This is a genomic window from Sphingomonas sp. MMS24-J45 (assembly GCF_044881195.1).
GTDB lineage: Bacteria > Pseudomonadota > Alphaproteobacteria > Sphingomonadales > Sphingomonadaceae > Sphingomonas.
The window spans coordinates 2,856,724-2,871,605 of record NZ_CP173255.1; the positions used below are offsets into that span (position 1 = coordinate 2,856,724).

The 14,882-nt window shown below is 64.8% G+C and carries 10 protein-coding genes and 1 pseudogene; 7 read left to right on the forward strand and 4 right to left on the reverse strand.

Annotated features, from left to right (window positions below; genetic code table 11):
* Positions 1-22: 22 nt before the first annotated feature.
* From AB5I39_RS13900 to AB5I39_RS13910, 3 genes are all read right to left on the reverse strand, one after another.
* The gene (locus AB5I39_RS13900) at positions 23-481 is read right to left on the reverse strand and encodes an EF-hand domain-containing protein (RefSeq protein WP_404367997.1); all 459 of its coding nucleotides are present in this window, start codon (positions 479-481) and stop codon (positions 23-25) included.
* A gap of 130 nt (positions 482-611) precedes the next feature.
* Positions 612-1,400, reverse strand: a complete 789-nt coding sequence (locus AB5I39_RS13905; RefSeq protein WP_404368000.1) for a thioesterase family protein — start codon at positions 1,398-1,400, stop codon at positions 612-614.
* Positions 1,397-2,938: a class I adenylate-forming enzyme family protein gene (locus AB5I39_RS13910; protein ID WP_404368003.1), complete on the reverse strand. Its 1,542-nt coding sequence runs from the start codon at positions 2,936-2,938 to the stop codon at positions 1,397-1,399. The genes AB5I39_RS13905 and AB5I39_RS13910 overlap by 4 nt, the downstream gene beginning before the upstream one ends.
* Positions 2,939-3,036: 98 nt before the next feature.
* On the opposite strand from AB5I39_RS13910, the gene AB5I39_RS13915 reads away from it, so the two are divergent.
* A complete protein-coding gene (locus AB5I39_RS13915) occupies positions 3,037-3,651 on the forward strand; it encodes a glutathione S-transferase family protein (protein WP_404368006.1) in 615 nt (204 codons plus the stop codon).
* 8 nt (positions 3,652-3,659) lie between these two features.
* Positions 3,660-4,445: an SDR family NAD(P)-dependent oxidoreductase gene (locus AB5I39_RS13920; protein WP_404368009.1), complete on the forward strand. Its 786-nt coding sequence runs from the start codon at positions 3,660-3,662 to the stop codon at positions 4,443-4,445.
* Here AB5I39_RS13920 and AB5I39_RS13925 read toward each other — a convergent pair.
* A complete protein-coding gene (locus AB5I39_RS13925) occupies positions 4,442-5,656 on the reverse strand; it encodes an MFS transporter (protein WP_404368011.1) in 1,215 nt (404 codons plus the stop codon). The two genes, AB5I39_RS13920 and AB5I39_RS13925, sit on opposite strands and share 4 nt — an antisense overlap.
* Positions 5,657-5,798: 142 nt before the next feature.
* On the opposite strand from AB5I39_RS13925, the gene AB5I39_RS13930 reads away from it, so the two are divergent.
* The 5 genes and pseudogenes from AB5I39_RS13930 (at position 5,799) to AB5I39_RS13950 (ending at position 14,811) form a co-directional block, all read left to right on the forward strand.
* The gene (locus AB5I39_RS13930; RefSeq protein WP_404368014.1) at positions 5,799-7,016 is read left to right on the forward strand and encodes an acyl-CoA dehydrogenase family protein; all 1,218 of its coding nucleotides are present in this window, start codon (positions 5,799-5,801) and stop codon (positions 7,014-7,016) included.
* A gap of 117 nt (positions 7,017-7,133) precedes the next feature.
* Entirely contained in the window at positions 7,134-8,201 is a 1,068-nt protein-coding gene (locus AB5I39_RS13935) for an acyl-CoA dehydrogenase family protein (RefSeq protein ID WP_404368016.1), read from the forward strand.
* A 207-nt stretch (positions 8,202-8,408) separates the two neighbouring features.
* The gene (locus AB5I39_RS13940; RefSeq protein WP_404368019.1) at positions 8,409-11,156 is read left to right on the forward strand and encodes a TonB-dependent receptor; all 2,748 of its coding nucleotides are present in this window, start codon (positions 8,409-8,411) and stop codon (positions 11,154-11,156) included.
* A 186-nt stretch (positions 11,157-11,342) separates the two neighbouring features.
* A pseudogene (locus AB5I39_RS13945) lies at positions 11,343-13,636 on the forward strand (ribonuclease R family protein).
* Between the two features lie 50 nt (positions 13,637-13,686).
* The gene (locus AB5I39_RS13950) at positions 13,687-14,811 is read left to right on the forward strand and encodes an acyltransferase family protein (protein WP_404368021.1); all 1,125 of its coding nucleotides are present in this window, start codon (positions 13,687-13,689) and stop codon (positions 14,809-14,811) included.
* Positions 14,812-14,882 lie beyond the last annotated feature (71 nt).

Here is a 14,882-nt window from a genome sequence, read left to right on the forward strand (position 1 = left end):
GCTCCCGGGCCGGGAAGGGGGATTACTGGCCCGGATTGGGTGCAGGCGGCGGCGGTGGGGCGACCGCGTCGGCTGGGTCGGCGCGGCGTTGCCCGGCCATTGCGCGGGCCTGGTCGGTCCATGCCTTCAATTCGGCGCCGGAGATCTGCCCGTCATTGTTGGTGTCGATGCGGGCGAAGCGGTGGTCGGCCTGCGCCAAAAATTCGGCGCGCGTCATTGCGCCGTCACCCCCGCCTGCGCGCGCCATTACGCGGCCACCGGGGCCTTGGCGCTCGTCGGCGGTGATCGTGCCGTCCTTGTTGGCGTCCAAACGGTCGAACCGCGCATTTGTCTGTGCGGCCCATTCGGCTTTGGAGATCATGCTGTCGCCATTGGTATCGGCGCGCATCATGCCCATCCCGCCGCCCTGGCCCTCGGCTTGCGCAACGGCGGCGGTGGCGATCGCCGTGACGACGAAGGATGCGAGGAAGGTGTAGCGCATGATCAAACAAATCCTCTCGACAGGATCGGGACGCGGCCCGGTGGTTGATCGCCATATGCTGTCCGACCTGTCGCGTCGCTGTGCCCGGAGAGCGCACAAAGTGTCGCAAAATGTCGCAGCAACCTTCCCGTCAACCGAAGATCGCGACGCTCTGCATCCCCTGCGCGATCGGCACGCCGTCGGCATTCCATAGCATCATCGTCTGGCTCGATCCGCCGTTGACGGCGTGCTGCGCGTCCGCCGAGAGCAGCCACCAGCCATCGGTGGTGGCGGGCGTCGGAGTCAGCAGATTGACGATCCAAGTGACCGAGCTGACCGGCACGAACTCCTTGCCGAACAGCTTGAACGCGGCGGGGGGCAGCGCGTCGGCGAGTGCCATCACCTCGACCATCGGGTCGAGTCCGGCAGTCTCGCGCAGCCGCGCCCAGCGCAGCCATTCCGCCTCGCCCAAGGGCGCGCCTGGGGCGCTTTCCTTCAGGTCGAAGAAGTTGAAATTGCCGGTGAAGAACTCGTCTGGCCCAGTGTAGAGCTTCGCATCCGGCGCTGGCGGCTGCACCTTGCTGTGGAGCCGCCCGGCGAGCTCCACGCGCGACGGCTGTTCGGCCATGAACACGAACGTCGCGCGGTAGCCGAGCCCGGCTTCGGACACGATATCGGCCTGGATGAAGGCAGCGGTGCGCCCTCGCCGCAGCTTGGTCGCGGTGACGGTGACGCTGCCCGACAGCGGCCCGATGAACGACACTTGCGCCGACCGCAATGGGGGGAGATCGGGTTCGATCGCCTGCGCCGCGTGCAGCGCGAGCGCGCTCGACAGGCCGCCATAGGCGGTGCGCCCCTGCAACCAACTCGCCGGGATTTCGGCGCGGAACCCGTTCTCGATCGGCGTCGCGGCAGCCAGAATGTCGCGAATCGAAGTCATGCCATCGTCTCCATCAATCGGTCACGCAGTTCGCGCTTGAGCACCTTGCCGATCGCACTGCGCGGCAATTCGTCGATCGCGTGCAGCGCGGACAGGCGTTGCGTCTTGCCGAGCTGCGCATTGGTCCAATCGAGGATTTCGGGAATACTCGCGGCGATGCCGGTGTGCGGAACATAGAAGCCGACCGGCGTTTCGCCCCACGCCGCGCTCGGCACGCCGATGACGCTGCAATCGGCGACCGCGGGATGGCGCGACAGCACCGCCTCCAGGTCGGTCGGATAGATGTTGAAGCCGCCGGAGATGATCAGATCCTTTTTGCGATCGAGCAGCGTCAGGAACCCGTCTTCATCAAAGCGCCCGACATCGCCGTGGCGGATGTAGCGATTGCCCTCGGCATCGAACCATTGGGCGGCGGCGGTCGCCTCCTTCCGACCGTGATAGCCGGTCATCATCGCAGGCGATCGGCCGACGACTTCGCCCATCTCGCCTTGCGGTACTTCCTTGCCGTCGTCGTCGATCAAGCGGATGTCGTGACCCTCCACCGGGCGGCCGACGGTGTGGAGCTTATCGGGGAACTGGTTCGCGACGAGAAAGCAGGTGCCGCCGCCCTCGGTCATGCCATAATATTCGACCAGCAATCCGGGCCAGCGCGCCAGCACATCGGCTTTGAGCGCCGCCGAGAAGGGCGCGGAGGTGCAGGTCTTGAACTGGAAACTCGACAGGTCGAACCGATCGAAATCAGGCAGCGCCATGATCCGGCTATACTGCACTGGCACCAGCATCGTGTGCGTCGCGCGGTGCCGCTCGGCGAGCGTCAGGTAACCGCGCGCGTCGAACTTCTTCATCAGCACCGCCGTGCCGCCCCAGCCGAGCGTCGGCAGGAAGCTGACCAGCGTCGTGTTCGAGTAGAGCGGGGTGGCGAGCATCGTGACGGCGTCGCCAAAGCCAGCGCCTGCGTTGCGGTGGATATGCGCCCAGCGCATCGCGTGGCTCTGCACGATACCCTTGGGCGTACCGGTGGTGCCCGAGGAATAGATGATGTTGAAGCCGTCCTCGGGCTTGATCGCCACGGCCGCGGGCTTTGCCCCGGCGGGCGCGAGCCAGGGGCCGAGCGACTTCAGGTGAACCAGCTTGCCCGGAATATGCTGCCCGGCCAGCGCGCTCGCGGCGTCGGCATCGATGAAAGTGATCGGCGCGGCGCAATCGGTGATCATCGCGACGATGCTCTCGGGCGTGCTCGATGGGGCAAACGGCGTTGCCACGCACCCGGCGCGCAAGGCACCCAGGAACACCGCCGCATAGTCGATGCTTGGGGACGCGACGATCGCGACGGCATCGCCTTGTTGCACCCCGTCGCGCTGCAACGCCGCTGCGATGCGGTCCATCAGCGCGTCCAGGCTGGCATAATCGAGTTCCCCGCTCGCATCGGCCAGCGCGACCTTCTCGCCGCGTTCGGCGGCATGGGCGCGGATCAGGTCCGGCAGGGTGGCGAAATCACTCGCTAGCATTTCGGCGGCAGTGTTCAGGGCGGGGTTCATGGGCAGGTGTTCCGATACCGTAGCCACGATCCGCTAGGCGAGGCGATACGGAAATGCCATACGCGACGTTCGAAAAATGCAAACCGGGCCAATTGGACATGCTCTTTTACGACTCACCCAACCCCGCGCCGAACCCGCGCCGCGTCCGCATCTACCTCGCCGAAAAGGGGCTGAGCGTGCCGATGCAGTCGATCTCAATTCGCGACGGTGAGCATCGCGGCGAGGCGTTTTTGAAGGTCAATCCGCTTGGGCAGACGCCAGCCTTGGTGATCGACGGCAATGACGTGCTGACCGAGAGCATTGCGATCTGCCGCTTCTTCGAGGCGCTGCATCCCAGCCCGCCGATGTTTGGGGTGGGCGCGCGTGGCGTGGCCGAGGTGGACCAGTGGATCCGCCGCGTCGAATTGCGGCTGATGTCGCCGCTGGCGATGGTGTGGGCGCATACGCACCCGTTCACCGCGCGCGTCGTGAAGCCGCAATATACCGACTTTGGGGAAAGCCAGCGCCCGCGGGTCGTGGCGGCGATGCACGAGATCGATGCGGCTCTGGCCGCGCGGGAATGTCTCGATGGAAAAGGCTATTCGATGGCCGATATCGTGCTGCTGACGACGATCGACTTCGCGGCCTTCGTCGGCGTGTCGATGCCAGAAGAAGCGAAGGCTCTGCGCGACTGGCACGCTCGCGCCTCCGCGCGCCCGAGTGCTGCGGCGTGAGCGGCGGCATGGATGGTGCCGTCGCGATCGTAACGGGTGGGGGCACTGGGATCGGCGCGGCGGTGGTTCGGCGGCTCGCGGCGCGCGGGGTGCGCTGCGTCGTGAACTACGCATCGAGCAAGGACGATGCGGAAGCATTGGCCGCCGAGATTGGGGCGGACGCAATCGCGGTGCAGGCCGACATCGTCGAGGACGCTGCTTGCCACGCGCTCGCAGAAGCAGCGCTCAAGACCTTCGGGCGGATCGATTTTCTGGTCAACAACGCAGGGCGTACGAAGTTCGCCAATCACGAGGATCTCGATGCCCTCAGCGCCGACGACTTCATCGATATCTACCGGCTCAACACGATCGCGCCGTTCCAGATGATCCGTGCCTGCGCGCCCGCGATGCGCGAGGGTGCCATCGGCGCGGTCGTCAATGTCGCAAGCGTGGCGGGCGTGTTCGGACATGGCTCATCGGTGGCTTATGCCGCGTCGAAGGGCGCGCTGACGACGATGACCAAGAGCCTCGCACGCGCACTTGCCCCGGCGATCCGCGTCAATGCGGTGGCACCCGGCTATGTCGGGACGGGCTGGTTCGAGAAGCTTCTCGGCGAGGAGGGCTTCGCCAAGCTCAACGCGCGCATCGCCGCGTCCACGCCGATGGCGATGGCGCCGGGGCCGGACGATATCGCCGGGCCGATCGTGATGCTGCTCGATCCCGCGAGCCGCGTCATCACCGGCGAGACGATGCTGCTCGACGCTGGCGCACATCTCGATGTCGGTCTGGCTCGGCGGCCGGGGCGGGAGGTTTAAGCCGCGCTTGCGACCGGCGCGCGGTCGAACACGCGCCACACGACAATGACGAGTGCCAGGAGCGCAAAGCTCGCGGCGAGCAGGAAGGCGGCCCCGGGGAAACCATGCTCGACCCCGGCCGCGAGCGTCTGCGTCATCGCGAACGGGCTTAGGATTGCGGCGACGCTGTTGAGGCTACCGAGGCCGCCTTGCAGCGCGCCTTGCCGTTCCGGTCCGGCCAACCGTGACAGCAGCCCATTCGCCGACGGTCCGACAAAGCCCGACAAGGCCGCCAGGATCATGATCGCATAGGCCTGCCATCCCGCCGTCACGAAGGCGAAGGCAAGGAAACCGCCCGCGCCGCACGCGAGCCCGACCATCAACGCACGCCGGTCGCCGATCCGGCTGATCACTGGTCCGACGACCAGCGCCTGAACCAGCGCCATCACCAGCCCGACATAAGCCAGGCTCAAGCCGATCGCGGCGGGGCCCCATTGGAATCGGATGGTCGCCCAGAAAGCCCAGGTTGCGGGGTAGACCATATGCGCGATCTGCCAGGCGACGCACACGGCGAACAAGGGCAGCGCCGTTCGGCTCTCGAGCAGCGGTTTGAACGTGCCGACGATGTGCGCATCGCGCCAGCGGAAGGGGCGACGGTGCTCCTGTGCCAAGGATTCGGGCATTGCGATCAGCATCACCGCGGCATTGCCGAGTGCGAGCACGGCGGCGGCAATGAACGGCGCGCGCTCGCCCAGGCCGGCGATCACGCCGCCGAGCGCCGGTCCGATGATGAAGCCGATCCCGAAGGCGGCGCTGACATAGCCGAACGCGGCGCTGCGTTTTTCAGGAGGCGTGACGTCGGCGATCACCGAGCTGGCCGGGCCATAGACCGCCCCGGCGACCCCGGCGATCGCACGCCCGAGGAACAGCCACGCCAGCGTCGGTGCCCAGGCCATCAGCGCATAATCCGCGCCGAACGCCAGCATCGACGCGATCAGGACCGGTCTACGCCCTAACCGGTCGCTCAAATTTCCCAGGACCGGCCCTGCAAAGAATTGCGCAACTGCGAACGCGACGAGCATATAGCCCGCGATCCGCGTCGCATCGTCGATCCCGACATGTCCGAGCCGCGTGATCAGCGCGGGGAACACCGGCATCACGATGCCGAAGCCGATCGTGTCGATCAGCACGGCGGCCAGTACGATCGGCACGGCACGGTTCTCGAAACGCATGATGAACTCCCCCCGAGTGCGAGCTTATCGAATTGCGGCGGAAAGTGCGAGGCGCGCCGGATAGGGCCTTTCACGGCACGCCAAACTGTGGCATCGCCCGACCATACCCGATCTTCAGTTTTTGTTTTTCAGGAGAGGTTTCATGGCCACCGCGCCCGAACTCGATGTTGCAGCAAGCCCGCTGGACACTTTTCGCGCCGAAGCGCGCGCGTGGATCGCGGCGAACTTCCCGCCTTCGTTGAAGGGCACGGATAATTCCATGTCCGCCCTCGAAGGGCCGGGTGATTTGAGCGACGACGAGGCGGCGTGGAAGCAGGCGATGGGCGATAAGGGCTGGGGCGTTCCCGGCTGGCCCGCGGCCTATGGCGGCGGCGGTCTCGACAAGGCGCAAGTGCGTGTTCTGCAGGAAGAACTCGCGCGTGCCGGGGCCACCAATCCGATCGGCGGGATGGGCGTGATGATGTTTGGCCCGACCCTGCTCGAATATGGCAGCGAAGAACAGAAACAGGAGCATATCCCGGCGATCGCCAAGGGTCTGGTGCGCTGGTGCCAGGGCTATAGCGAACCCAATGCCGGGTCGGATCTCGCCAACGTGCAGACCTTCGCCGAAGATGCGGGCGACCACTACATCGTCAATGGCCAGAAGACATGGACCAGCGGCGGGCAGTGGGCCGACAAATGCTTTGCGCTGGTGCGGACCGACAAGAGCCAAAAGCATGGCGGCATCAGCTTCTTGCTGATCGACATGACTTCGCCCGGTGTCGAGGTGAAGCCGATCCGGATGATCTCCGGGCAATCGCCTTTCTGCGAGACCTTTTTCACCAACGTGAAGGTGCCCAAGAGCAATCTTGTTGGGCGCGAGGGGCAGGGCTGGGAGATCGGTACGCGCCTGTTGCAGCATGAGCGCAACAGCTTGTCGGGCGGTGGTGGTGCCTCGCGGCTGTTCGCGGGCAAGCCGATGGGCGCGCTCGCCAAGGAATATCGCGGCGAGGACGAGAAGGGCCGCGTGCCCGACAGCGATCTGCGGATGCGGATCGTCCGCCACGAGATGGACAGCCGCGCCTTCGCGCTCACGCTGCGCCGCGCCGCGATGGAAGCGAAGTCGAACCAGGGCCCGTCGGCGGCGACATCGATCATGAAGAATGTCGGCGCGCGCATCACCCAGGAGCGCGCCGAGCTGTCGATCGAAATCATGGGCATGGCCGGGCTCGGCTGGGAAGGCGAGGGTTTCACCGAGGAAGAACTGACCCAGACCCGCACCTGGCTGTGGGGCAAGGCCGTGTCGATCTATGGCGGCTCGACCGAAATCCAGAACAACATCGTGGCGAAGCGCATCCTGGGGATGCTGGACCATCAATAGGCACAAGTGAAACGTCGCCCCAGCGAAGGCTGGGGTTTTTGTGAAGCGAGAACATGCGCTTCGACGAGATGCCAGCCTGCGCTGGCATGACGCTTTTGGGTAAGAGGACGCAAGAACATGGCCGCACTGAACGACGAACAAACAATGCTGCGCGACATGGTGCGCGAATGGGCCGACAATGAATCGCCCGTTACCGCGTTCCGCAAACTGCGCGCGGCGGCACCGGCGGAGGGCTATGACCCCGCCGCTTGGCGAGCACTGTCCGAAATGGGGCTGCCTGGCATTGTGATCCCAGAGCAATTTGGCGGCACGGCGTTCGGCTATCTGTCGCTCGGATTGGTGCTAGAGCAGCTCGGCCGCAATCTGGCCGCCTCGCCGCTCGCCTCCACCGCTGCTGCGGCAAGCGCGATCGTGCTTGGTAGATCGGACGCGGCGAAGGCGGAATGGCTTCCCAAGATCGCCAGCGGTGAGGTGGTCGCCACGCTCGCGATCGATGAAGGCCCGGTGCACGATCCGGCGAAGATTGCCGCCACCGTCACCGACGGCAAGCTAAGCGGCACCAAGGCGTTCGTCGCGGAAGGCGACAGCGCTGGCGTGTTCGTCGTTGCTGCGACCGATGGCCTCTATCTGGTCAGCGGTGATGTCGGCGTCACGCGTTCGCCGCGCCACATGACCGATTCCCGCAGCCATGCGCAGGTAACCTTTGACGGTGCGCCCGCCGAAAGGCTCGGCGATACCACGCTTACCGCGCAAGTCATCGACCGCGCGACGGCGATCACTTGCGCCGAGATGCTCGGCATGGCCGAACAGGCGTTTCACACCACCAACGATTATCTGAAGACGCGCGTCCAGTTCGGCCAGCAATTGTCGACGTTTCAGGCGCTGCAGCACCGCATGGCGAAGATGTTCACCGAACTCGAACTGATGCGGTCCTCGGTCGAAGGTGCGCTCGAAGCGATCGATGCGGGGCGCAGCGATCTCGATCAGGCCGTCAGCCTGGCCAAGGCCGTGGCCAGCGATACGCTGCACCTGGTCAGCCGCGAAATGATCCAGTTGCACGGCGGTATCGGCATGACCGACGAACATGACGCGGGCTTCTACATCAAGCGCGCACGCGTGCTGGAGACGATGTGGGGGAACGCTGCTTTCCACCGCGAACGTTTTGCGCGGCTCAACGGCTATTGATCGGACCAGATCACGCTGCGGTGCAGCGTGATTTGGGTGATTTTCGAAAATGCGTTCTGGCCGGATCGGAAGTGTTGCGAGATGGCAACATGCAGAGGCCTAAGCTAAAGGTGTGATTGACGGACGAGATTCAGCGCGGCATCCTCCACTTTCGATAAACCGGTACGGGATCGCAAAGACGATCCTGGCCGCATCGGGGAGAGTGCCATGCTAAACCTGAACCGTCTGCTGTACACCTGCGCCGCGTCGGCGCTGGCGCTTGGGGTCGCAACGCCCGGGGCCGCGCAAACCGCGCCCGCAACGCCGTCCACCCCCGCGCCGACGTCGACCCTCGACGATACAGGCGAAGATATCGTCGTCACCGCCCAGGGCCGCTCGCAGCTTCTCGCCAACGTACCCGCCGCCGTCTCGGCCGTTACTTCGCAGTCACTCGCCAATTCCGGCGCGAACGACATTCGCGGGCTGACACAGCTCGCCCCGTCGCTGCTCGTGTCATCAACCGGCAGCGAAGCCAACGCATCGCCCCGTATCCGCGGCATCGGCACGGTGGGTGACAATCCCGGCCTCGAAAGCTCGGTTGCGGTGTTCATCGACGGTGTCTATCGCTCCCGCGCTGGTGCCGGCTTGAACGAACTCGGCGAAATCGACCGGGTCGAGGTACAACGCGGGCCGCAGGGTACGCTCGGCGGCCGCAACGCATCGGCGGGCGTACTCTCGATCTTCTCGAAAAAGCCGAGCTTCACCTTTGGCGGCAACGCCGAGGCGACGTACGGCAATTACGACTTCTACCGTCTGGCCGGATCGATCACCGGGCCGATTACCGAGACGCTCGCGGCGCGGCTCGACGGTGTCTATGTCAATCGCAAGGGCTTCTATTACGACGCCGCGAACAACACCGACATCAACGATCGCGATAGGTATTTTCTGCGCGGGCAGTTGCTGTTCCAGCCGAATTCGGACCTCTCGTTCCGCCTGATCGGCGATTACACGCGACGGAATGAGAAATGCTGCGCCGCGACCTATGTCGACAATTCGGTCAGCCCGTACATCGGCGATTTGAACAATCCGTCGACGCCGCTCACGCCGCTGCAGGCCGGTGGAAACAACATCGTGAACGTGCTGCGCGATCTCGGCCAGAACGTCACGGCGATCCAGTCACCCGGCTATAGCCGCAACGTCAGCGTCACCCCGGGACGGAGCTTCGCCGGCATCACGACCGATTGGGGCGTGTCGGGACAGCTCGACTGGAGCCTCGGCGGCGTCAACCTGACCTCGATCACGGCATATCGCGACTATAAGGCGAGCCAGGGGGGCGACATCGATTATAGCTCGGTCGATATTCTTTACCGCGCACCGGACGGCAATTCGAAGCGCCAGTTCCGCACCTTCACGCAGGAAATCCGCCTGCAGGGCTCGCTGTTCGAGGATAAGCTTGATTGGTTGGTCGGCGGCTTCTTCGCGAACGAAGACGCGACCGTCACCGACAATCTGCGCTTCGGCAACCAGTACGGCCGCTTCGCAACCTGCCGTATCATCAGCGGTGGCGGCCTTGCCGGGCTGTATAGCCCAACCTCGCCCGATTGCGTCGCCTCCAAGGCGGTCCTGTCGGGCGCGTTTGGTGCCGCCGGTCCCGCGATCGTCGCCGGGTTCGACAACCTCGATTCCATCAATAACAAGGGCTCCACGCTCGATCGCTACACGCAGAACAGCCAGAATTGGGCGGTGTTCACGCACAATATCTTCCACGTGACCGATCGGTTCGACATCACGTTGGGCGGACGTTACACGCACGAAACCAAGAAACTGAATGCGGTGTTCGGCAACGACAACACCGCCTGCGTCGCCAATCAGACATTGCTGTCGCCGTTCCTGACGAACCCAGCGCTCGCCGCCGTGGCGGGTGGCGTGATCGGCCTGTCGTGTCAGGGCAATTCGACCTCCGAACTGAACGGCGTCGCAATCAACAGCAAGCGCAGCGAAGGGCGTTTCACCGGCACGGCGATCGCCTCGTGGCGTCCGATCGACCATTTGATGGTCTATGGCAGCTTCTCGCGCGGCTATAAGGCGGGCGGCTTCAACCTCGACCGTTCGGCGCTGAAATCGCCGCTCGTCAGTTTCGCGTCCGTGGGCGGTGCGCAGGCGCTGGTCGGTAATCTGCAGTTTGCTGCGGAAACCGTCGATGCCTACGAAATCGGCGCAAAATATTCGACGGGTCCGTTCTCGTTGAGCATCGCTGGCTTCCGGCAGGAATTCAGCAATTTCCAGCTGAACACCTTCAATGGCACGGTCTTCCTCGTCCAGTCGATCAACGGCTGCACATCGAGCCTTGGCGGCGCCGATCGGGACGCCAGCGCCGCGACGGGCGCGTGCCCGGCGGGCGACGTCGGGTACGGCGTGCGCGCGCAGGGTGTCGAACTCGAGGCCTCGCTCGTCCCGATCCGCGATTTCCGCGTCAGCCTCGGTCTGACCTATCAGGATACCAAGTACCGTGAGAACCTGGTGGGCAGCTCGACCGGTGCGCCGCTCGATCCTGCTTTGCGCAAGCTGCCGGGTCAGGCGCTGTCGAATGCGCCGCTGATCGTCGCGACGGCCTCGGCGGCGTGGACGCCGCGGATCGGTAGCAGCGGCCTGTCGGGCTTGTTCTACATCGATTCGCGTCTGAGCGACGATTACAACACCGGCTCCGACCTGTTCCCGCAGAAGGGCCAGGACAGCTTCGCGCTGTTCAACGCCCGCGTCGGTCTGCGCGGCAAGGACGAGCGTTGGGCGATCGAATTCTGGGGGCAGAACATCTTCAACAAGAACTACGCCCAGGTCGCGTTCAACACGCCGTTCCAGGCGGGCACGACCAGCGCGCCGTTCACCGACCCGCAATATCCGGGCGGCCGCAACCTGTTCTCGCAATTCCTGGCGGAACCGCGGACTTATGGCGTGACGCTGAGAGGGAAGTTTTAAGCCGCAGCGGAGAGACGATTTAGCGTAGCTAAATCGCACCCCCGCCAGGCCGGCCGGCGCAGCAAGCCGTGTCCGACGACTTGGGCTTTGCCCAAGTCCGGCCAAACAACTCAACCAAGGGCGCGTCACCCGGCGGGGCGACGCGCCCTTTGCTGTTTGCGCGCCCGTCGCGTATCGCAGGCGACGATGCCCAAGCCCCCAAAGCAAACCCCCGGCCTGCCGACCCGCGAGCAGATCCTCGCCTTCATCGCAGCCTCCCCCACGCCCGCGGGCAAGCGCGAGATCGCCAAGGCATTCGGCCTGACGGCACAGGACAAGATCCTGCTGAAGGCCCTGCTCAAGGACATGGCGGACGAGGGACTGATCGACTCCGCGCCCGGCCGCGCGTTCCACAAGATGGGCGGGGTGCCCAAGGTGACGGTGCTGCGCGTCGTCGATTTGGACGACAGCGGTACCGTGTGGGCGGTGCCCGAACGCTGGGAGGCGAACACTCCTGCGCCGCGACTTCGCGTGCGGGAGCGCAAGCGTGGCGCGTTGGGCGTGGGCCAGCGCATGCTCGCGCGGACCGAAGAGGCGGGCAACGGCTGGATCGCGCATCCGATGAAAGTGCTGCCGCGCGGCGAGGAACTTGTGCTCGGCGTGCTGCGCCAGGAAGGCGCGAGCCTGTGGCTGCAAGGTGTCGAGAAAAAGAGCGGCGCGAGTTCCAGGTGTCGGACGCCGGCGGGGCGGAGCCGGGCGATCTCGTGCTCGCCGAATTGGCGGGTCGTCCGCCACGCATCACCGTGCGCGTCACGCAAGTACTGGGCGACCCGTTCGCGCCGCGCAGCTTCTCGCTGATCGCTATCCACAAGCTCGGCATTCCCGATGTGTTTTCGGCGGAGACGCTGGACGAGGCGGTGCGGGTGGCCGGGCAGCCGCTCGGCGAAGGGCGCGAAGATCTGCGCCACCTCCCGATCGTGGCGATTGATCCGGCCGATGCGCGCGATCATGACGACGCGGTGTGGGCCGCACCCGACGACGATCCGGCAAACGAAGGCGGGTGGAAGGCGATCGTCGCGATCGCTGACGTGTCCTTCTACGTCCGCCCCGGATCGAGCCTCGACCGCGAGGCGCGGCGGCGCGGCAACAGCGTGTACTTCCCCGATCGGGTCGTACCAATGCTACCCGAAAGCCTGTCGGCGGAGATGTGCTCGCTGAAGCAAGGCGTCGATCGTGCGGCGCTGGTCTGTCATCTGCAGGTGGGGAAGGGCGGTGCGCTGAAGAGCTGGCGCTTCACCCGCGCGGTGGTGCGGATTGCGGCAAACATCGCGTATGAGGATGCGCAGGCGGCGATCGATCATCATACGTCACCCCAGCGTAAGCTGGGGTCTCACGGGGAAAGCGCGGAACCGACCCCACAAGATCCCAGCCTGCGCTGGGATCACGATCTGGTGGAGAAGGCCCTCCTTCCCCTCTGGGGCTGCTGGAAGGCGCTCTACAAGGCCCGCACCGCGCGCGCGCCGCTTGACCTCGACCTGCCCGAGCGCCGTGTCGTGCTCGACGAGAAGGGTCGCATCCTGTCGGTCGCGCCGCGCGAGCGGCTCGACTCGATGCGCCTGATCGAGGATTATATGATCGCCGCCAACGTCGCCGCGGCCAAGGCGCTGGAGGCGAAGAAGGCCCCGGTCATGTATCGCGTCCACGAAGCGCCGAGCCGCGAGAAATTGGTCGCGTTAAAGGACTATCTCAAGACTTTCGGGATCGAGTTCGCGCTGGGGCAGGTGGTGCGGCCCAAAACTTTCAACCAGATCCTCGACAAGGTGATCGACCGCGACGAGCGGCCGCAGATCATGGAGCAGGTGCTGCGCACGCAGACGCAAGCCTATTATGCGCCCGCGAACATGGGGCATTTCGGGCTGGCGCTCGGCAGCTACGGCCATTTTACCTCGCCGATCCGGCGTTATGCCGATCTCATCGTGCACCGCGCGCTGGTCGCGGCGTATCACCTTGGTCCCGGCGGGCTGACCGAGGGCGAAGCGGCGGGGATGGAGAAGATCGGCGAGAGCATTTCGATGCTCGAACGCCGCGCGATGGAGGCGGAGCGCGACACGATCGACCGCTATGTCGCGGCCTTCCTCTCCGAAAAGGTGGGCGAGGTGCTGGAGACGCGGATCACCGGCGTCACCAATTTCGGCTTTTTCGCGACCGTGGAGGGGATCGGCGGCGACGGGTTGATGCCGGTACGCGATATCGGCGGCGAATATTTCCGCTTCGATGAGGCGAGCCGTACCTTGATCGGCGATCAGACCGGCACGGTGTTCGCAAGCGGCCAGAAGCTGCCGTTACGCTTGGCCGAGGCCAATCCGGTAACGGGCGCGCTACGCTTTGAAATGGTCGACGGCCGCGCTGCTCCGGCCAAGCCGGAGGAGCGATCGCGCAAGCGCATCATCAAGCATCGCGGCCGCCCGGCCAACATCCGGCATCAGGGCCGGAAGCGATGAACGCAGCGGACAAAAGCATTGAGGGCGGGCTGTTATATTAGAAGCGGGCAATGACTAATTTGATAACCACGATCGAGGCGCTGGCGACGAAGACCGCCGAAACGGCCGTGCTAGAAGGTGGACCTGAGCGCGGGCGCTCCGGCTACGTTTTCGGGCTCGACGTCGTGCGGGCATGCGCGGTTTCGCTCGTCGTGCTGGCACACCTTCAAATTCGGGCCGATATCCTCGGTGTCGGCGGGGTCGAGCTATTTTTCGTCCTCAGTGGCTTCCTTGTCGGGGGGATCTTTTTGAGAGCCATCGTTGCCGATCCGGGGGCGGGGGCACCCTTGCTCCTGCACTTTTGGCAGAGACGCTGGGCTCGGACTTTGCCCAACTACTTTCTGTTCTTCGCCGTCTACGCTGCCGTTTTTCATGATGAGCTTCCTCCCCTTGCACAGCTATGGAAGTACGCGCTCTTCCTGCAAAACCTGACAAAGCCGATCCCGTTTTTCTACGGACTTTCGTGGAGCCTCTCCGTTGAGGAGTGGTTCTATCTGATCGTGCCGGGGGTTACGATGCTCGGGTTGAAAATTCTTCGCCGCCCGATCCCTTCGATCCTTGCAACGATCGCTGCGCTGATCGTCGGATCGTTCGTGGTGCGGCTTCTCGCGCATCCGAGCGATTGGAACACCGGCATGAGGATGGTCGTCATCTACCGCCTGGATGCACTGGCGATCGGGGTGGCATGTGCGGTCGTCGCGCAACTCCTGCCGGATACGTGGCGGCGCTTCGGGCGATTGTGGCCTGTAGGATTCGTGCTGCTAATGGTGCTGAGCTTGTCGCTTTGGCGACACACTGCCGATCTCACCGCGCTGCAGGCGGCTTTGCTCTTCACTGCCCTGCCGCTCTGCTGTGCACTGCTCGTTGCCGGTGCGGTTCGGTTGCCGGACGGAGGCGGCAGGGTTCGGGGTGCGATAAAGCACCTAAGTCAGTGGTCCTATTCGATCTACCTCGCGCATGCCCCCGTGCTCTTTTTGCTGTACCGCGTGCCCGGCTACGAGCACTTTCCGCCGATTGCGCGGCTCGGCGTGCGGGGAGTGGCGGTCGTGCTAACCCTTGTCGTATCAGCGTCGGTCTATAGTTTTTTTGAGCAGCCGATGCTGCGGCTTCTCAGCCCGAAACGCGCCCCGCACTAACGGACTGGCAGTGCGCATGGTCCGATCGCGCGATCAAGCAAGGCGCTCACCGCGCCACCATCCAGCATGAG